Here is a 19164-nt window from a genome sequence, read left to right on the forward strand (position 1 = left end):
CTACCCGCAGGCCCGGGGCTTCAGTACGGCCGATCCACGCCTCGCCGCGAGTTCAGCCACGTGCCCTTCACATAGTCGGGGAGCTGGCTGGCGATCTTCTCGGACTCGGCCTCGGTGATCTGCGTGTGGAGCGCCGCGAAGACGCCGTGGAGCACCAACCGCATGTTCTCCGGCTCGGCGTTCAGGTGGTTGGCCACATGCAGGTAGAAGTCGTCCCGGTCGAGCTTCGTCGGCGGCGCATCACCGCGCTTCTGGCAGCGCCCCACCAGCTCGCGCACGTCTGGCGTGAGCTGCTCCATGAGCTGCTGGACGATTCCTCCTGGCAGCCGCTGGGTCAGCGCACAGAACACGGCCTCGACGGCCTGCTCGGCGGAGTAATCCGGAAGCTGCTGGGCGACATGCCTCAAGAAGGTCTCCCGATCCGTCCCAACCCCCAGACCGGACCACGACTGCGTCATCTCTTGGTCTTGCATGTTGGCTTCTCCTGGCTTGCGCTCTCTTCACCCTGGGGGCCCCAGGCACGGACAGCAGCAGCCAGGACGCCAAGGGCCCCCGCGGCTCTTGGAGGAGCGGTACGCATCAAGCGGGCCGCATGTCTGCCTGTCCGGGCGTAGACTGGCCGGGTGCGATTCCACCCCTTCGTGCTGAGCCTCTCCCTGCTCATGGGGAGCGTCTCGGCGGCCCAAGCTCCCGAGGAACTCACCCCTCCCCCACTGCCCCAGGAGGAACCCTCTCCCCCCCCACTGCCCCAGGGCGAGAGCATCCCCTACCAGTACCGGCCCGAGAACGAGCTGCCTCCCGATCCGATCTTCTCGCGCATCCTGGTGGAGTCGACCGGAGGCGTGCTCGGAGGCGCGGTCATGGGACTCTCGGGCCTCCTCTCAGGAGCGCCCGCGCTCCGCGAGGTGAACTGCAAGTCGGGCGAGGTGTGCCTCCTCCCGCTCCTCTTCGTCATGGTCCCCGCCGCCTTCGTGGGTATCCCCTACGGCGTCGAAGGCTTCGCCGACGGAATGTCGGGCCGGGGCGAGCTTCTCCCCACCATGGCCGGCAGCGTGCTGGGCACAGGCGTTGGCTTCCTCTCGGGGTACGCCACGGGGAGCACCGCAGGATGGATCGTCAGCCTCATCCTCTGGCCCATCACTGGCGCCGTCGTGGGCTATGAGCTCTCGCATGCCTTCAACCTGCGCAGCGCCAGCGCGGCGGGGCCGGGCCCTTCCGCCAGCACGGGTCCCCGCATGGTGCCCCTCCTCGGCGCGACGCCCCAGGGAGGTTTCTTCACGGGGCTCTCGGGATGCTTCTGATCAGCGGCGGGCCCGCGCCTGCCTCACGTACGGCGAGACATGATCGCCGTACCGCTCCTCGATCCACGGCTCCAGGTGGTCCGCGCCACGAATGACGCCGCGGCACCGCGGACTGCCGCACTCGCACCGGAACTCCGCCATCCCCGGTCCATAGAGGGTGGCGTAATCGATCGTGATGGGCTCTCCCTCCTGGATCGGCCGGCGCGCCACGCAGTCGAGTCCCTCGTTCCAGGCGTTCGGATCGCACGAGTGGTTGAGGAGCGACCATTCCTGAGGAGCCTCGCCTCCGACCGCGAAGACGCCCTCCGAGACCGGATACGCCCATTGCGGCAGCATCGCGCGCTGCCAATCGGCCCAGGTCTTCTCGAGGTGCTGACGGCTCGCCAGGACGTGGGCACGCTCCTCGCCCACGAGGATGCGCTCACCGGCGGCCAGGTTCATCGCGGCCACCAGGCCATAGCCACCGGGCTGGCCGTACTCGGTCCGGAACCGGGGACGGCGTGCCGCCTGACGGCGCAGGGCGCACGCGATGATGTGCTCCAGGAAGCCTCGCTGCCCCGCGGGATCCTGCGAGAGGATGAGGTCCGCACTGCCGAACTCACCCGGTGGGTAGAAGACGCCGCAGGACGGGTTCACATCCAGCAGGAACAGCCGCCCGTCCGGCCCCATGCGGACATCGAGGCGCGCATACCCCACCGCCTTCGTCGCGGTGAAGACGCGCTGGGCCAGCTGCCTCAGCCGCCCCTCCAGGACCGGATCCGCCACACGCCGCATGCCCATCTGCTCATAGTCCGACCACTTGAGATCAAAGTGCTTGAAGGTCTCTCCCTCGGGGAAGCGGATCTCCATGGGGATGTAGACCCGGGGGAGCAGCTCTCCGATGCCGGGCTCGGCGACCAGCACGGTGAACTCGGGGCCCTCGACGAACTCTTCAATCAGCGCGGCCCCGTACTGCGACACCATGTGCTCGGCCCTGTCGAGCAGCGCCTCGCGCGTCTCGACCCGGGAGCCCTGGGTCAGGCCGATGCTGCCGTAGCCGTTCGGGTGCTTGACGATCAGCGGGAAGCGCAGCGCCTTGGCGGCCCGCTCGGCCTCGGCGCGCTGGCCGGCGAACGCATACCGAGGCGTGTCCACGCCGATGCGGTGACAGACGCCCTTGAGCCACTGTCGGGTCGGCTCATAGAACTCCGGAGTGGGGCCCGTGTACGCTACGCCGAGCCGCTCCAGCTCGATGACCACCTCCAGCCCCGGCAGATCCTCATCCCACGCCGCATCGCACATGTTGATGAAGACGTCGAAGCCGCGCTGGGCCAGCTTCCGGACCGTCTGCACGGCGGTGGCCTTGTGGATCGGGCTCCGTTCCCAGTCCTGCTCCGGCATCAACCGGGAGGGATCCTGAACCGGATCGAACCCCTTGAACGGGGAGCTGGACTGCTCGTAGGAGGGGAACAGCACGCACAGTTTCATGGGCGCATGATAGGGGTGCTTTCTCAGCGGGAGAATCATGAGTCGGAAGAGCTACCTGCCTCACACCTGGGCCGATGAGCGCGTGAGCGTCAAGCCCTCGCCCATCGACGGGAAAGGGCTCTTCGCCACCCGCGACATCCCCGAGGGCACCGTGCTCATGGTCTGGGGCGGCCAGGTGGTGGACCGGAAGACCATCGACTACTCCCAGTACCGGGCCGAGACGGTGGTCGCCATCAGCGAGGCCGAGTACCTCGCCCTCCCCCGCTCGGACACCCGCGAGGCCCTGGATGTCTACCTCAACCACTCGTGCGATCCGACGGCCTGGCTCATTGATGAGGTGACCATAGTGGCTCGGCGCCCCATCCAGGCGGGCGAGGAGATCACCACGGAGTTCGCCACCTGGTTCGACTATGAGCCCGAGGTGTCCTACTCCGAGAACTGGGCCTGCAAGTGCGGCAGCCCTCTGTGCCGGAAGGCCCTGAGCGCGCAGGATTGGAGGCGGGCGGATCTCCAGGAGAAGTACGCGGGGCACTTCTCGCCCTTCCTGGAGAGGCGCATCCATGAGGAGCGGCAGAAGGTCTGAGCGCCTTCAGCGCTGGCGCGAAGCCCGCTGTAGGAGCCGCGTGATGTGGGGGTTGAGGCGCTGTCCCTGGAGCGAGTGCTCCGGCAGCTGCGAAGCCCCGGCGATCCTCCGGAGGCAGTGAGGGCTCCCGCAGGCACAGTCGAAGGGCTCCGCCATCGTCCACTCGGTCGAGGGATAAAAGAAGGTGATCGGCTCGCCCGCTGCGATGGGCTTGAGCGCGACCACCTGCCACTGCTCGACGTCGAAGAAGGCGTTGGGATGGCAGCTGTGATTGGTAAACGTGAGGACCGAGGGCAAGAGCGTGATGTGCTCGTCCTCGGAGACCTGGAGCGTCAGCTGGGCCGGGCGATCGTACGTGGCCAGAGCGCGAAACGGTGTGAGCACTTCCCCCGCAGCAAAAGCGCGGAGGCTCCGGAGAGAGCGCTGGCCGAGCTGCTCATCGTGGAGGACCTCTAGCGGAAGGGCCATGGAGACTCCGGAGTGTGACACAGACTCGGCGTCTCCATGGCCAAACAACAGGGCGTCAGAAGAAGAAGCTGACGGTGGCCTGGGCGTTGAACGGCGCGCCGGGTGTGAAGTGCAGATCCTCACACCCCTCGAAGGTGTCCTCCCCAGCCGGGCGCGTTCCCGCTGGACAGCTCTCCGGTCCCGTCTCGTCCGGCAGCCGGGAGACGTTGGCGAACTGAGCCTCGCGCCACTCCGTGTTCAGCAGGTTCTGGAGCCCCAGCGTCACCTCGAACCAGGAGCCTCGGTAACCCGCGGTCACGTCCACCCGGGTAAAGCCCTCCGCCGTGAGGAAGCGATCCTCCGTGGCAGGCCGATCTCCCAGGTGGATCGCCCCGATGCGGCCATATGCGCCACTCGGATGCCGCGCTGACACTCCGCCAGCCAGGATCAGCGTCGGTGCCAGCGCCACTGCATCGGCGTTCCCCGCGTTCCCCACGAAGGTGGCCCGAGACACCGTGAGATCCGCGTCCGCGAAGAGCCACGGCAGGATGCGCAGCCGTGCCTCCGCCTCCAAGCCTCGCCGCCGCGTGGGGCCTCGCGCCTCCGTGGAACCCTCGTCCCCAACCCACACCAGCTCGCTGTCCAGATCCAACAGGAAGACCGAGCCGGCCAGGTCCAGCACGTCGAACAGCCGCGTCCTCGCGCCCAGCTCGTAGCCGCGCGCCTGGGTCAGCGGCGTCACCGGATCCGGCTGGCGCACCACCCCTCTCGCGTCATTCGAGTGAAAGCCCGCACCCGCGTTGAGGTACAGCTCCGTCTCCGGAATGGCTCCGAAGACGAGGCTCGCCTTGGGCGAGATGCGCGAGGCCTGCCGCACCCCAGAGGTCTTCGTGTCCTGTGTGGTGAGATCCTCCAGCTTGTCATCCACGTCGAAGCCGAAGAGATCCCCTCGCACGCCCAGCACCGTGCGCAGCCAGGGCGTGAGGATGATGTCCTCCTGGGCGTACAGCCCGAGGCTCCCCTCGCGCACGCTCGCGTCCACCACGGGCGCCAGGCGCTCGCGCGCGCGATCGTTGAAGAGGCTGTTCTCAATCGAGTCGGTGCGCAGCTGCGTACCGAATGTCGTCTCGAAGGACAGCCCCCTCCACTGGTGCCGGAAGCGATAGCTGGCCTGGAGCCCCGCCATCGTCCGAGCGTCGTGCTGCTCGATCATGTCTCCATTGATCGGATCCCGGCTGAAGAACGTGAAGTTCGAGAAGAGGTTGAGCCGGTACTGCACGAGGTACGCCTCCACGCGCACCTCCCCCTCCTCGCCGGTGCGCGCGCTATAGGTCGCGGAGAGGCTGTGCCGCTGGGAGTTTCCTCCCTCCGTGGGATCGATCGTCCCGAAGCGGCTGAGCCGGCCCGCACGCACCTCGCGCAAGGGAACCTGCCCGCTCGCGTTCCATCCGCTGCCGTAGGACATGAGCCGGAGCGACAGCGACGCGCGATCCGACACGTCCCGGGTGACCTGGGTGAACAGACTGAAGCGCTGAAGCTTCTCGGGAGAGTCGAACGGGCCGTTCGTCCCGTACACCTGCGCCGCGATGATCGGATCCCAGCCCTCGACCTCTGGGGCGGCGATGAAGAGCCCTCGCCACGTGTCGAACGAGCCACCGCTCAGCGTCACCTGGCTCTTCTCGAAGTGCCGCCGCGTCACGAGGTTGATCGCCCCCGCCGTGGCAAAGTCTCCGAACCGGGCGAAGTACGGGCCCTTGGCCACCTCCACCCGCTCGATGAGCTCGGGGATGAGCCAGTTGAGATCCGCGTACCCCTGGCCATGCGCGTGGCTCACCATGTTCACGGGCACGCCGTCGACGAAGAGCGCCACATCCGTGCCGTGGTCCGCGTCGAATCCGCGCAGGAAGTACTGGTTCGCCTTGCCCCCTCCCGCGTGCTGGTTCGCGTAGAGGCCGGGGACGACTTGCAGGATGTCCACGGGACGTGGGTGGGGGCGCAGCAGGAAGTCGCGATCCCGCACCGTCGTCGATGACGCCGCGGTGAAGGACCTCCGAGACGTAATGGTTGTCTCCAGCCGGCTGGGAGTCTCCGGGGGGGTGGGCGCGGAGACTTCCTCGGAAACAGCCGGCGCAGGAGGCTCGGCCGGTGGGGGTGGCGGAGGTGTTTCTGGAGTGGGCGGAGGCGAGGCAGGAACTGCCTCCGGAGGGAGAGACGCTTCTGGGGACTGAGCAAAGGACGGCGAGGCCGCGCACAAAAGCGCAGCGAGCATGGCCCGGCGGGCCACGCAAAGGCGTGACATGAGAGACCTCAAGGATGGAAGAAGAGACAGAAGACAGCCCGTGACAACAGCGGGGCTGCTCCTAGGGGCCTTGAGGCATCGCGGTGGGACGAAGCGGAGCGACTGGCACCCACTCGCGGCGAGGGGCCGCTACGGCGTGGAGCCGCTCCCAACGAACTGCTGGCAACAACAGGAGGGGTTGCGACAACGCCACCGCCTGCAGGTGCTCCACGGCCCCCCAGGCGTGGCGGTGCGGCTTGCCCTTTCCATGGCGGTGCGAGTGCCCGTGCTCATGGCCGTGGCCGTCCACCGCGTGGCCGTGTCCGAGCCCCTCTGCTTCGCTGGACTCGTCCTCCGTGGGAGGGCTCTGAGCCCCCATCGCGCCAGGGGGATCCACCCACTCCTGCGCCGCCTCCGGAAGGTCCAGCTCTCCCGCGTGGTCGGCCACCGCGTGCAGCACCGGCCCCAGCACGAGGCCGTACACCACGACCATCAGGCCGAGGCATGCCAAGTCACGGCGATCTTGAGGGTGGCTCAGCACGGGGCGTTCGACAGGCGCGGGAATGACCGGAGCGCTGGCTAGCCGTCTTCCGGCGGACATGCAAGGCGCTCTTTACGCCAACACGCCGCTACTTGCGGTGACCGGCAGCCGCCAGTATCAGCTTGGCGATGTCCTGTGGGTGTGAGACCAGGGACAGGTGGCCTGCCTCCAACTCCACGGTTGAGGCGTTCATGCGGTGTGCCAGAAAGCGCTGGAGGTCCGGCGCGATGGTCTGATCCTGCTTCGACACCGCATACCAACTCGGCTTGGAGTGCCAGGCGGCCGCGGTGGTCTTCTCCGCGAACAGCGAGGCCGCAGCCGGCTGTTGCACGGCATACAGGATCTTCGCCTTCTCGCGCGAGACACCGTTCGCGAAGTACTTGAGAAAGGGGTCCTCGGAGATGGTGGTGAAGCCCTCGCGCTCCTGGACGCCGGCCCGCACGGGCGTGGTGGGGTACTTTTGGGAGAGGGCGACGAAGTCCTCGCCCGCATCGGGTGCGCGAGCGGCCACGTACACGAGCGCCGTCACCTTTGGGTCGGTCCCTACCTCACTGATGACGGTCCCCCCCCAAGAGTGGGCGACCAGCACGGTGGGGCCCTTCTGCACCGCCAAGGCCCGTCGCGTCGCGGCGACGGAATCGGCGAGCGATGTCAGTGGATTCTGCACCGAAGTCACCTGCAACCCGGCAGCTTGCAACCGTTGAATGACTTCGCTCCAACTCGAGCCGTCCGCCCAGGCGCCGTGCACCAGTACGACGTGGGTCGCCTTGACCGAGGGGGGCGGCTGCGCTGACGCCTCCGTCGTCAAGAAGACCGTTGAAAGGATACCGAAGAGGGTCACTGTCCATGTGTGTAGCGTCTTCATCCGCCAGTCTCCTCTCGTGAGCCATGGGCTCCGGCACGGTTCCCCCTCATGCATGAGCGTGAAGGTGAAGTGGCCAGCAGCCGCTGCCAAGGTGCCAAAGAGGGCGAGGACGCCGCGGGTAGACTGGGCATGGCTGCTGCGGCGCACGCCAGGCGCTCCATCTCCTCTCTCGCTCGCAGCCGTGCCCTGTTCTTTGATCAGCACGTCCCGAAGCCGGCGCGCTGAGGACGCGCGCACGGCCAGAGGTGGCCAAGCTCCGCAGCGGGAGATGAGGAGTGGAGGCGGCGGGAATCGAACCCGCAGCAAGGCGGAAGCAAAACCCTAAGCAGGTCGCGCTGTTACCGGCTAACGCCTTGATCTCACACCAGATAGTTCCCCCGCTCCGTCCCGTCTCGTCCCGTTTTCATCCCCGCTGGAGGGGTAGAGTCGACGGGAGGCGCGGTGCCGCTCGGGTTCGTCAGCGCCTGCTGCGAGGGTCCACTTTCGCTCGCCCTCTCGCCGAGTCTCACCCACGGTCCGTTTCCTCCACGCCGCTCATCGAACCGGACGTGCAGATTTCCTGCATCCGGCTCTCGGACAGGTTTCACGCGACGCGTCTCAGCGCAGGAGCGCACGTACCTCCAGTACTCCAAGGTTCCGGTGCACCTCGTTGTACTTGAAGCGTGACGTAGCTCGCGCCATCTCGTGCCTCCTGCTCAGGAAGTTCCTCACCCGTTCTGTGACGTGCCAGTCCAGCACGTTGAACGCGTGCATCGACGAGTCGTAGGCAAAGTACGTCGCCCACCCTCGCAGGAACAGGTTGAGCTCGCCCGCTATCTCCTCCCAGCGCTCCGTCCTGCCGCGCCGGAGGATTCGGCTCACTTCACCTCGGGCGTGCTCCATTGCCTTCTTCGAAGGTCGGGCTCCCAGGTACTTCTGGCCGGTCTTCTTGTAGACCAGTGGCCCCAGCTCGTACCCCAGAAAGCGGAAATGCTCCTTCCGCGCATCGCGAATGCTCGTCTTCGTCTCGTTGAGCGTCAGCTTCATCCCAGCGAGCCACCTCTTCACTTGCGCCAACACCTCTGTGGCTCCCTTGCGGGCTACCACCACGAAGTCATCGGCGTAGTTGACGATCTTCGCTCCGCTCCTCTTCATCAGCTCGCTCTGGGCGAACACCTTCAGCAACCGGTTGATGTAGATGTTCGCCAGCAGCGGTGAGATGACACCGCCCTGCGGTGTCCCCTGCTTCGAGCGCTTGCCTCCGCTGTACTTCGGGCGTCCCTGCTCGTCCCTCTCTTCCACAGGCACCTTCAGCCACATCTTCAAAAGATGCAGCACCGCCTTGTCCGCAACTCTCCTCGCGACGCTCTTCATCAGCTCCGCGTGGGGAATCGTGTCGAAGTACTTCGAGAGATCCGCATCGACCACTTGGGTTCGCCCCTGCTTCAGCTCCTGATGAACCTCCTTGACCGCATCCACCGCACTGCGTCCGGGTCGGTACCCGTAGGCAGCCTCGCTCAAGTCGGCCTCGAAGATTGGCTCCAGAATGAGCTTCGCCGCCGTCTGGACCACACGATCTCTGATCGTGGGGATACCCAGAGGCCGCTCGCCTCCCCCTGGCTTGGGTATCAGCACCCTCCTCACGGGCTGGGGCCGATACGTCTTCCCTTGCAGCTCGCGCTGCAACTCCTCAAGCCAACGCTCCTCGCCGTACGCCTCGATCTGCTCGAAGGTCTGTCCGTCCACTCCTGCGGCGCCCCGCTTCTGTTTCGACTGCTTGAGCGCCTCCGTCAGGACGTCCCGCCGATGGATCTTGTCGTACAGCGCGTAGAACCGGAACGTCGGCTCCGCCTTGGCCTTCGCGTACAGCTTCGCTCGGAGCTCTTCGAGCTTTGTAGGGGTTGTTAGGCTCACGCCAATCTCCCGCTGCGTCCGCTCCTTGCGAAGCACCCTGAACCAGGGCTCCTTCCCTCCACGGTCGTTACCCGCTTCATCGGTAGTACGAGCCCCTCCGACTCCTGGCCTCCGCCACGCTCCAAGGGCGTGTTCGGGTCGCTTTCCCGCTCGGACCAGGTCTCCCGTGTTGCGCACTTCACCGTGTGCTCACATGCCGCGCCCCACTACCCCGGTGGTCCACCCGGCGGCGATGCTGTCGACCTTCTCGCCGGGTGCTTGGCCTTCCCTGTATGTGCGCCAGGTCGGCTCCCACGATTGCCCTTTCGGGGCCTGCTCGGGCTTCACTCACGTTGCGGCCTGCGAACTCGCTCGACCTCCTTTCGAGGCCTTCTGTCTCTGGGCTTCGAGTCCCAGAGTCGCCTCTCGTCCCCGCCAGATAGCTACCGAGGGGGTCGACTTCCTCCTCGGGCGGGACTTCCTCCCGCTGGTCAAGTGCACCTTCACGGCGCACGCACATACGGGGCACATGCGGCCCAACTCGGTTCAATGCCGCGAGGCCCGCGTGCCACCAGACCGCCTGAGAAGGTATTGACCAAGAGCAGCCAAGCAAGTGAGATAGCGCACTTCAGGAGCATGGCCGCTTGCAGGGGAGTCGTGCATCAGGGGACAGGGGTGAGGGAGTTTGTCGCTCCGTCAGCCGCCTGCGGCAGAGTCCTCAGAGGTGCCCGCCTGCGTGGCTGTTCGGAAATGTCGGGACTTTTGCGCCTAAAAACCCCTGATATTTCCGGGCAGTGGGCCCACGAGTTGGGCGGTCGACCGGGCCCCAGACAGAGGCCATAAGTCTCCCCAGACGTGGTCACACGCTTCCTTCGGCCATGCGCTCACTAGCTGCTTCGATCGCTCAAGCCATCTCAACACATTCTGATCACGTACGACAATTGTGGGCGTTGAGTGTGGTACGCTGGACTTCAAGGGCTCTCTATCTCGCGGCATCAATAGATTCGAGTCTCACCGAGCGGCCCAATGTGCTTATTACCTAACGGAGAGGCAATCCGAATGTGCCGTCTTGTTCTCGCATGCCTATTGCTTGTCAACTGGCTCGGGTGTGTCACTACAGCTTCGAGGCCTCATGAGGAATCACCCGCCAATGAGCAACCCAGCGCTCATGATTTCCAATCAGAGATCTTCCGGAAAGATCAGCAACTTCACAAGACTCTCAATGGCGGGAATGAGAGTGCTATCGGGCTGGGGGCTACTGGAGAGTTCGTGAAACTCCTTCAGCAGGCGTTGCAACAAATAGGTTATGGCGCACTCTTGAAGAAAAAGCCTGACGGGGTGTTTGACGATGAAACCAGACAAGCCGTCGAACAGTTTCAGCAGAACCAGGATCTCATGAGCGATGGTGTCGTCGGCAGTCAGACGCTCGCAGAGCTTGATCTACTCATGTCACGCCATGAGAGTAGCAGTCTGTCAGAAGAAGATGATGATGATTTTTCCTTCCGACCGTTTGTGCTGGGCCCTCTCCAGCGCTTGGGATCCACAGGCTCTGGGCATGCAAATGTTTCTCCCCAAGTTGCTCTGGCCATCCTCGACAACATGGCTAAGACGAAGGGGCAGATTAGCTTCATTCCTGATAAAGGAGGGGTTGGCCAATGCTCTTGGTTCACCATCGAAGGAGATCCGTATGTCGGAAAGCTTGCTGGAAAACCTATCAAGCTTGATGTGGCCCTTAAAATCCCTGATAACGCGCTCGTTTTCAAGGAGGCGGAACTGGTCCAACGCATAAAGGACAAGGCCCAAGCTTTCGACGCAGAGGCGGACTACCGGCAGCGCAAGAACATCCCTAAGAATCAAGAACTCTCGTCTCGCCAAAAAGAGATAGTCCGCAGGTTGCACCGAACTAGGCCCGAGCAACTCGTCTGGAATGAGGTAGGCCAAGAGGTTCAGAGGCACCCATCAAAGATAGGGATTATTGAATACGATGGCGTCGATCGAGGCGATTGGTCTCTCTCTAAGAACAGACCAGGGAAAACGGTCGCTGTCGCGGATGGTTCGAAGATTACGATCAAGGGCGGTGTAGGTGCTGTTGTCGAGGCGCTGCAAAGCAAAGGATATGGCGTCGATCCTACCCTTCGGGAAGCCGCCGAGACCCTTGTTCGAAGAGCAAAAAATGTGGCCAAGGTCAAGGGTGTGTTCAAGTATGGCGGACGGGTGCTCATTGTTGTTGGTGCGGTCGCAGATGGTTACCGTATCTATCGCGCCGAGAACAAACTTAAGGAGACCGTAAAAGTTGCTGGTGGGTGGGCTGGAGCCTCGGCTGCCGCAGCCCTCTTTTCTGCCTTTTGGGTGCCTGCTGATACTGCAGGACCCATCGCTTGGGGCGTCCATGGTGTAGGTGTACTGGTCGCCGGAGGCGTTGGCTATTTCGTTGGTAGTAAAGCCACAACGTACGTGTACGAACTTGTGTTGGAGGAGTAGCAATGCTCTCACGCAAAGAACTCATCGACATCTTGGCGAATCTGGCCGCGCCATTGACTCCCTTCACTCTCGAAGGAGCGCCAGAGGACGGCACACTCTTCATAGACTGGCTTGAGCGGCGCAGCCAGGAACAGTTTAATCGAATCCAAGGCGACGCGGTAAATGCCTTCATTGATATCGTGCTCCATCCACCGGAACTTCACGAGTACGTTCCACCAGCCAGGGATGAAGAGTCTTTCAGGACCGAGTTCCTTGGATTGGCCGAGTCTTACAGCAACTCGCTGCATGCACCCCGGATCATTAAAGGCATTGAACCCGCGCTTCAGCTTCCCTCCCAGCGGCGTTGGGCTGTTGATGTATTGGGAAGATTGAAGACTTATGAGGCACTCCCCCTTCTCCATGCGTTCGCCGCGAGTAACCTAACAAAAGAAGAAGAAATGCATATCATTGAGGCCCTTGGAGAGAGAGCCGAGCCAGAAGCCCGGGCTTTGCTGGAGGAGTTGCATAGGCGTTGTCTTGAGCCTGAAGCACAGGCCAGGATCAATACATTGCTCCGACGCTTCAAGAGTGTTGAGCAGGAGTGAGCAGGACCAAGACACTCAGGGCGGCCATCAGCCACACGCTTGCTGTTACTGTCCCTGGCTGGCCCTTGGTAGGTCATGCTCGATTATTCCCTCTATTGCTAGGCATCTCAGGATGGAGGCGGCGGGAATCGAACCCGCATCAAGGCGGAAGCAAAACCCCAAGCAGGTCGCGTTGTTACCGGCCAACGACTTGATCTCACACCGGATCGTTCCCCCGCCCCGTCCCGTCTCGTCCCGTCTCGTCCCGTCTCGTCCCGTTCAATTCCCCGCCGGAGGGTCACACTGGGGCACATGCGATTCCTGCCCTGTAGTTGAGCCCCGGTGCAGCCCTCGCACGCCTAGGAAGCAGTGTGCCCCATGGGGGTGCTCGGACCCCTACACCCGCTTGGCACACTGCTCGGGTAGCCCCGTCCACAGCTCGTCACGGCGTGTACAGTTCCGCCCAGTACAAAGCATTGCCACCGAACACCAGCACCCTGCCCGAGGACAGCAGCGTGGTCGTGTGGGGAGCCCAGTGGGGATGGACGAGGCGTCCGGTGGGCGACCAGGTTCCCGTTTCCGGGTCGTACACCTCCGCCGATTGGGCGCTTTCCAAGGAGCCGGAAACGCTGGAACGGCCGCCGCCCACCACCAGCACCTTGCCCGAGGGCAGCAGCACGGCCGTGTGGCCATCGCGGCCGATGGCGAGGCTGCCGGTGCGCGACCAGGTGCCCGTCTCCGGATCGTACACCTCCGCCGTGAGGGTCCCTCCGGCCGCCACCAGCACCTTGCCCGAGGGCAATAGCGTGGCTGTGTAAGCATAGCGAGACATGGCGAGACTGCCAGTCCGTGACCAGGTACCCGTCCCCGGGTCATACACCTCCGCATCTTTGCCGTCCGTCACCAGCACCTTACCCGAGCGCAGCAGTACGGCCGTGTAGCCTTCGAGGCTCGTGTTGGGGGTGAGCGAGGAGGTTCCCGTTTCCGGGTCGTACACCTCCGCCTTGTTGAAGTACTCCTCGTCCGTCGCGCCGCCCAATACCAGCACCTTGCCCGAGGGTAGCAGCGTGGCCGTGTGGCCAGAGCGGCCCGTGGCGAGGCTGCCGGTGCGTGACCAAGTGCCCGTCCCCGGGTCGTACACCTCCGCCGTGGCGAGGGTGGGACTGTCCCACCCATCGACGCCGTCGGGGTTATAGCCGCCCAACACCAGCACCTTGCCCGAGGGCAGCAGCGTGGCCGTGTGGGAATAGCGGGCCGTGACGAGGCTGCCGGTGGGCGACCAGGTGCCCGTCTTCGGATCGTACACCTCACACCCGGCATACGCCCTGAGATAATCGCCGCCCGTTATCAGCACCTTGCCCGAGGGCAGCAGCGTGGTCGTGTAATCGTCAAGGAAATGGCCTCCCATGGCGGGGCTGCTGGTGGAGGACCATGTCTGGGGAGTGCCTGAATCCTCACCTGCGGGTGGCGCGCCACAGCCTTCGAGGCTCGACTGGCAGTCGTCACTCGGCGCATGCTCGAGGCCGAGACAGCCGGAGAGGAATGCCAGCAATCCCACCATCAGCAGCATGAAAGACGGCAGCGAGGGCTCTTTTACGCGCCGGAGCCTGAACCCGAGGCTGCTGGCTGCGGCGGGCACATGTTCATCAGGGGTATGAAAAGACATACGCGGGACCTCCCTTGGGGTTGCACGGAGCAAAGAGAGGGCGCGTTCGCGGCTCAAGACCGCTGAAAATCCTGGGGTAAAGTGCCCGGAAAACGCGCCGACTCCTTATCCACCAAGCAGGACGGAGTTCCAGCCGCGAGGCTGGGGAGGAGAACCGCGTGGGAGCAGCACGAGGAGCCGGATGATGGCCAAGAAGCCCAGTCTCAGCGTGTGGGGTTTAGAGCTACATCCCGAACTTTTACGCGACCTGCAATCCGAACACGGAAGTATTCGGACGCGCGCGTTCCTGGTGCATCTCTACGAGCGCGCTGTTCGCAGTGCGGCCCTCGCCATCTTCAAGCACGGGGGCAGCCCTCTTGCGGAAGAAGCCAAGGAATTGGGCAAAGAAGCCGTCGTGCGCCTCGTCAAAGTCCTGGCCGAGCGCAGCTTCCGCCATCCTCAGGCTCTGCCAGCCTACCTCTACAGCATCATCGAGACGGTGTTGCGGGAGAGGCGCCGCCTGGTTCTCCAGGTGGCCCGGGATGAGGGCGAAGCCCAGCGTCTCGAGGGGGTTCCGGCGCCCGCCCCCATGGAGGAACTCAACCAGTATCCCTGGTTCCTCCGGCTGGCGCTATCGGCGGCGCAGAGTTGTGGGCTCAGTGCCCGCGACTTGGACGTCTTCTGGACCGTCCAGGAACGCTCCACGGTGAACCAGAAGGAGAGGACCGCCGTCTACGAAGAGCTGGCCACCAAGCACGGGGCGTCCCACGACCGCATCCGCGGCATCTACTTCACGGCGCGAAAGAGGATCAGAAAACGGATCACCGTTCTTCTGGCGGAATATCCGCGCATGCAACAACTCGATTTCTACAAGCACACGCGGTTGCTCGAGAACATGCGACAGATGGGTCGAGGCTGAGATGGCGCCTACGAACACGAAGATGGAGTTCGGTGGAGAGGCGGAAGAAGATCAGGAACTGCCTCCGGAGTTGCGGTTCACCCCAGAGGAGTTGAGCCAGGGGCGGCGAGAGGCTCAGCGAGAGGCCATCGCTGTGCTGTGGAAGAACACCGCAGTTCCTCATGAAGGATTCCGTCTGGGAGACTGGCTCCGGGCCGTCCGGCTTGAGCAGGGCTTGACCGTTACCGAAGTAGCAACCCTGCTGGGGCTTTCCGAAAGGACGTTGTTGGACCTTGAGGAAGGCCAGGAGTCATTGAAGCCTTTCTCCCAAGAGGCCTTCTCCACCATTTCGGAGATGATCGGCTTGCCGGTCCCTGTGGTTGAGAGGATGTTTTTTCAGCCGCGCCGGGCCTCTAAGGTGGCTCAACCGAAACTGGCGGTGAGCGAATGGATTGCCCGCAGGGTTCCACAATTCGCACAGATGAGCGTCGCCTGGGTGCTGAGCTCATAGCCTCGGGGTTCTATTTGAGCCGAGTCCGCATCTTACTCTGTCAGGATGGAAAACATGCCTCGCTCCTCGCCGCGCACCCCGCTTCCGTGGCTGGCCTGCGCTCTGCTCACCGCCGCCTGTGATTGGCCGCCGCCGCCGCCCAAGCCCGTGGGCGAATGCAAGGGTATCTACCAGGGCCAGAACGTGACCTGGCCCATCACCTTGAGCTCGGTCAAGCTCCCCTTCACCCAGTTGGACGGAAGCACGAACGCGCAGCTCTCCCTGCAATACACGACCCAGGGCTTCAAGGGCCTCTTGGGATTCGGGGCGAACATCCTGCTGATGGGCGAGCCCCAGTTCGAGGCGGTCAGCTCGCGGACCGTGAAGCTCATTCCCAGGGAGAGCCAGCTGGTGCCCGAGGAGACGTCGTTGGTGCGCGAGTGGGAAGGGAACGTCGGACAGGGGCAGACGGGCTATCTCGCCCCGCCCGGGGTTCCAGTGGAGGGCTCTGTGACGCTGGAGCGGGTGACCCCGGACCACACGGAAGGCCACTTCCTCTACCACTACGCGAACGGCAGTGAGCTGACGTGCACCTTCGATGTGCCGGACCGCCTCTTTGACGACGGTCTGGACGACGGTGGTGGCATTGGTGGGTGTGGGACGACAGCGATTGATCGGTGGGTCCTGGGCCCCCTTGGTGTCGCTCGAGCCTGGCAGGCGGGTTCTTGGGACCACGTGATCACATGCGAGTCGGTCCCCGAGGAGGAGCACGGGAACTGATGTGGCGCAGGCAGAGCAGGCAGGCGGCCCGCCTGACGCTGCCAGTTGTGGGAGGGACTTCATGAAATCGGGGCAAGCCCACTACATCCCTTGCTGCTGGTAAGTGTTCGCCGTGCCCCGTGCCCCGTCCCGAGGGGGAAGGGTCTGCCCAACTGGGGGCTCACGACAGGTGGGCACCCCGTCACCACGGGGACAGCGAACACTTAGAGGGGGTTGAACTGAAGCAGGCAGGCACGGGAGGGAGTGCTTGCCCAACCCAGAGTCAGGCCGCAGGCTCCTTGCACACAGGAGGATGATATGGCGCGTGCCAAGTTCAAGGAGCCGAGGACTGGAGGCTCGGCGACCGTCGTCGTCGGGGTTTCCTCGGGAGGGATGGACGCTCTGACGAGGTTGGTCGCGCAACTCCCTGAGAGCTTCCCTGCACCCATGTTCGTTGTCCAGCACATGTCAGCGGACACCACCGGAGATGCGCTTGTCCACGCAATCAACAAGCACGGCAAGCTCGTGTGCACCCATGCACAGGATGGAGAAAAGTTCGTAGGCGGTCACATCTATCTGGCCCCGTCCGATCACCACCTGATGATCGGCAAGGGAAAGATACTGGTCACGAAGGGCGCCCGGGAGAACCGCTCGCGTCCGGCCATTGACCCACTGTTCCGATCAGCCGCTGTGGCCTATGGAAACAGAGTGATCGGTGTGTTGCTGACCGGCTATCTGGATGATGGAACCGCCGGCCTGACAGCGATCAGGAGGTGCGGGGGGACTTGCGTCGTGCAGGACCCTCAAGACGCAGCCTACCCCGACATGCCGCAGAACGCCCTCAATCGCGTGAAGGTCGACTATTGCCTGCCGCTGGCGGAGATGGGCGCTCTTTTGTCCAAGCTCGTCCAGAGGAAGTTCGGCGGGCGCAAGCCCGTGCCCAGAGACATCGCCATTGAGGCGAAGATCGCGGAGCGAGTGTTGAGCGACGTGCGTTCGGTCGATGCGCTCGGGAAACAGGTGCCATTCAACTGCCCAGGTTGCGGCGGCGTCTTGTGGAAAGTCGAAAAAGACAAGTCCCTCCGATACCGCTGCCATACCGGCCACGCCTACACCGCACCCGTCCTTTTGGCCGAACAAACGGCGAAGGTCGAAGAGACACTCTGGGTTGCCCTGCGGATGTTCGAGGAGCGGCGAAACCTCCTGCTCTCGATGCACACTTCCCTCGACGGCCCCGGCTATCGCTCGGCCTCCGAACGGGCAAAAGAATCCGAGGTCCACATCAAACGCATCAGGGCCATCCTGAACTCGGGCGACAAGGCGACCGACGATGATGTGTCCGAACACTAAATTAGGAGCCGCTTGGCTGTCTTGAGTCTCAACGTGGGTTGGATGGACTCGGGCCTCCCCTCCCCTTGCAGCACCAGGATGGGGACCTGCTGCTCTCCGATCTGGGCGAACGTCCCCATCCGGGCCGAGAGGCTCACAGGCGTCGTGTCTCCCCATGAGCCTCAGCGTGCCCGACGGATCGGCGCTACGAAAGGGGCCCGCTTCCCAGCGAACGCGTCGGGAAGCGGGCTGCGCTGCAATCGGCGCCCCGCGCAGGCGGCCGGGAAGGATTCAGTCCGCGGTATACACGCGGGGCTGTTGGCCTCCCCCCAGGACGACGGCGTCGATCGGCCCGGACGCCGGGGTCCCGGTCGCCATCCTCGTCCAGCTGCCATTCATGACGGCGGTCTGGTACAGGTTCCCGGCTTCCGCTGTGAACACCTGCGGCCACCCGCCGCCCATGTTCACCGCCGTCAAAGTCGCGCCGGGCGCAATCGCGACACCCGTCGACATCGTCACCCACTGCGTGCTCGAGGCCCAGGTTTGATGGAGCTGCCCGTTCAGCACGGTCATCACCTGAGGTGCGCTGCCCCCCATGTACACCGCCTCGAACGCATCGCCGACCGGCTGCCCGGTGGACGCGATGTGCCAGGCACCGCCGCCGGTCCACACCTGGTACAGCGTTCCACCCTGATTGATCATCGCCTGGATGGAGTTGTCCGCCATCAAGACAGCGGAGACCTTGCCAGTCGTTTGGATGCCAGTCCAACCCTTCTGCCATCCGTTCGAACCGCCCCAGATGTGCATCAGTTTGCCATCCTCCACCGCGAGGAGCTGCGGCGACGCCTGCCCGACATTCACAGCGGACATACTCGTGGCGTTCAATGCGAGCCCGGAGTTGAGATTGATCCACCGTCCACCGTTCACGAACGCGTGCCAGAGGTAGCCTTCGGAGCTGCTGAGGATGTCACCCCATCCCGTGCCCATGTTCACGGTCGTGAAGACCGTCGATGAGATCTGCTGCCCCGTGCTCATCTTCTGCCACGAGCTACCGTGTACCGCCGTCTCGTGGATCGTCCTTCGCGTGTTGGACTGGAGCCCGGGAAAGTCCATGGGGATCGCGTAACCCCTCGTCACCGTCTGGCCGCACGAGTAACCCTGGTTCGCGATGTTCGCCCCGTTCCGCTTGAGCTCGAAGTGCAGGTGCGCTCCGAAGGAGTTCCCGGTGTTGCCGACGACGCCGATCGTCTGGCCCTTCGTGACGGTCTGGTTCAATGCGACGGCCGGAGCTTGCTGCATGTGCGCGTAGAGCGTCGTGTAGCCGGACGCGTGTGTGATGATCACATGGTTGCCATAGCCACTCGTGCCGAAGTTGACGACGCGAGTGGTGACGACCCCGTCGTACGCGGCCACGATGGGGGCGCCCGCTGGGCCCGCGATGTCGATTCCCGTGTGCGTCGGCCTGGGGTCGGAGGGGCAGCCGCCGACGAGATACGTGACGTTCCCCGAAGCCGCTTGGATCATCGCCGCGTAGTCGGCCTGGGCCGGCGATGCGCCGAAGAGCGTTGCCGCGATGATTCCAATCACCGCCCGGGTTGCCGTGAAGCGGCCGAGTACCGCTGATTTCATACGAACTCCTGTTTCA

The 19164-nt window shown here is 64.1% G+C and carries 17 protein-coding genes; 8 read left to right on the forward strand and 9 right to left on the reverse strand.

Going from position 1 to position 19164, the window contains the following annotated elements; genetic code table 11:
• Positions 1–20: 20 nt before the first annotated feature.
• The gene (locus tag DB31_RS26120; protein WP_044192439.1) at positions 21–473 is read right to left on the reverse strand and encodes a DUF2267 domain-containing protein; all 453 of its coding nucleotides are present in this window, start codon (positions 471–473) and stop codon (positions 21–23) included.
• A gap of 150 nt (positions 474–623) precedes the next feature.
• Here DB31_RS26120 and DB31_RS26125 point away from each other — a divergent pair, with 150 nt between their 5' ends.
• Positions 624–1301, forward strand: coding sequence for a hypothetical protein (locus DB31_RS26125; RefSeq protein ID WP_044192441.1), 678 nt, complete (start codon positions 624–626; stop codon positions 1299–1301).
• On the opposite strand, the gene DB31_RS26135 is transcribed toward DB31_RS26125, so the two are convergent.
• Complete coding sequence (locus DB31_RS26135; RefSeq protein ID WP_063769263.1) at positions 1302–2768, reverse strand: SET domain-containing protein-lysine N-methyltransferase; 1467 nt, start codon at positions 2766–2768, stop codon at positions 1302–1304.
• Between the two features lie 37 nt (positions 2769–2805).
• Here DB31_RS26135 and DB31_RS26140 point away from each other — a divergent pair, with 37 nt between their 5' ends.
• Positions 2806–3351: an SET domain-containing protein gene (locus DB31_RS26140; RefSeq protein ID WP_052420243.1), complete on the forward strand. Its 546-nt coding sequence runs from the start codon at positions 2806–2808 to the stop codon at positions 3349–3351.
• Positions 3352–3357: 6 nt separating this feature from the next.
• Here DB31_RS26140 and DB31_RS26145 read toward each other — a convergent pair whose 3' ends face one another.
• The 5 genes from DB31_RS26145 to ltrA form a co-directional block, all read right to left on the reverse strand.
• A complete protein-coding gene (locus DB31_RS26145) occupies positions 3358–3819 on the reverse strand; it encodes an SET domain-containing protein (protein WP_044192443.1) in 462 nt (153 codons plus the stop codon).
• Positions 3820–3874: 55 nt separating this feature from the next.
• Entirely contained in the window at positions 3875–6097 is a 2223-nt protein-coding gene (locus tag DB31_RS26150; protein ID WP_157232178.1) for a TonB-dependent receptor domain-containing protein, read from the reverse strand.
• Between the two features lie 61 nt (positions 6098–6158).
• Positions 6159–6587 (reverse strand): hypothetical protein, encoded by a 429-nt coding sequence (locus DB31_RS46920; protein ID WP_075306210.1) that lies wholly within the window; start codon positions 6585–6587, stop codon positions 6159–6161.
• Positions 6588–6705: 118 nt separating this feature from the next.
• Positions 6706–7482, reverse strand: a complete 777-nt coding sequence (locus DB31_RS26160; protein WP_083968686.1) for an alpha/beta fold hydrolase — start codon at positions 7480–7482, stop codon at positions 6706–6708.
• Between the two features lie 597 nt (positions 7483–8079).
• Positions 8080–9552: a group II intron reverse transcriptase/maturase gene (gene ltrA / locus DB31_RS26165; RefSeq protein WP_205628568.1), complete on the reverse strand. Its 1473-nt coding sequence runs from the start codon at positions 9550–9552 to the stop codon at positions 8080–8082.
• Between the two features lie 1071 nt (positions 9553–10623).
• Here ltrA and DB31_RS46925 point away from each other — a divergent pair.
• Positions 10624–11835 carry a peptidoglycan-binding domain-containing protein gene (locus DB31_RS46925; protein ID WP_075306201.1) on the forward strand — a complete coding sequence of 404 codons (1212 nt, stop codon included), beginning with the start codon at positions 10624–10626 and terminating at the stop codon, positions 11833–11835.
• Positions 11836–11837: 2 nt separating this feature from the next.
• Positions 11838–12419 (forward strand): HEAT repeat domain-containing protein, encoded by a 582-nt coding sequence (locus DB31_RS46930; RefSeq protein ID WP_075306203.1) that lies wholly within the window; start codon positions 11838–11840, stop codon positions 12417–12419.
• 421 nt (positions 12420–12840) lie between these two features.
• Here DB31_RS46930 and DB31_RS26185 read toward each other — a convergent pair whose 3' ends face one another.
• Positions 12841–13806 (reverse strand): Kelch repeat-containing protein, encoded by a 966-nt coding sequence (locus tag DB31_RS26185; RefSeq protein WP_052420245.1) that lies wholly within the window; start codon positions 13804–13806, stop codon positions 12841–12843.
• A 439-nt stretch (positions 13807–14245) separates the two neighbouring features.
• Between DB31_RS26185 and DB31_RS26190 the strand changes: the two genes are divergently transcribed.
• From DB31_RS26190 to DB31_RS26205, 4 genes are all read left to right on the forward strand, one after another.
• A complete protein-coding gene (locus DB31_RS26190; RefSeq protein ID WP_044192451.1) occupies positions 14246–14962 on the forward strand; it encodes a sigma-70 RNA polymerase sigma factor region 4 domain-containing protein in 717 nt (238 codons plus the stop codon).
• Position 14963: 1 nt separating this feature from the next.
• Positions 14964–15452: a helix-turn-helix domain-containing protein gene (locus DB31_RS26195; protein WP_044192453.1), complete on the forward strand. Its 489-nt coding sequence runs from the start codon at positions 14964–14966 to the stop codon at positions 15450–15452.
• A gap of 54 nt (positions 15453–15506) precedes the next feature.
• The gene (locus DB31_RS26200; protein ID WP_052420246.1) at positions 15507–16211 is read left to right on the forward strand and encodes a hypothetical protein; all 705 of its coding nucleotides are present in this window, start codon (positions 15507–15509) and stop codon (positions 16209–16211) included.
• Positions 16212–16508: 297 nt separating this feature from the next.
• On the forward strand, positions 16509–17540 hold the full coding sequence (locus DB31_RS26205; RefSeq protein WP_044192455.1) for a chemotaxis protein CheB: 1032 nt from the start codon (positions 16509–16511) through the stop codon (positions 17538–17540).
• Between the two features lie 270 nt (positions 17541–17810).
• Here DB31_RS26205 and DB31_RS45180 read toward each other — a convergent pair whose 3' ends face one another.
• Positions 17811–19148 (reverse strand): M23 family metallopeptidase, encoded by a 1338-nt coding sequence (locus DB31_RS45180; RefSeq protein ID WP_052420247.1) that lies wholly within the window; start codon positions 19146–19148, stop codon positions 17811–17813.
• Between the last annotated feature and the right edge of the window lie 16 nt (positions 19149–19164).

The sequence above is a fragment of the Hyalangium minutum genome, assembly GCF_000737315.1.
Classification (GTDB): Bacteria; Myxococcota; Myxococcia; order Myxococcales; family Myxococcaceae; genus Hyalangium; species Hyalangium minutum.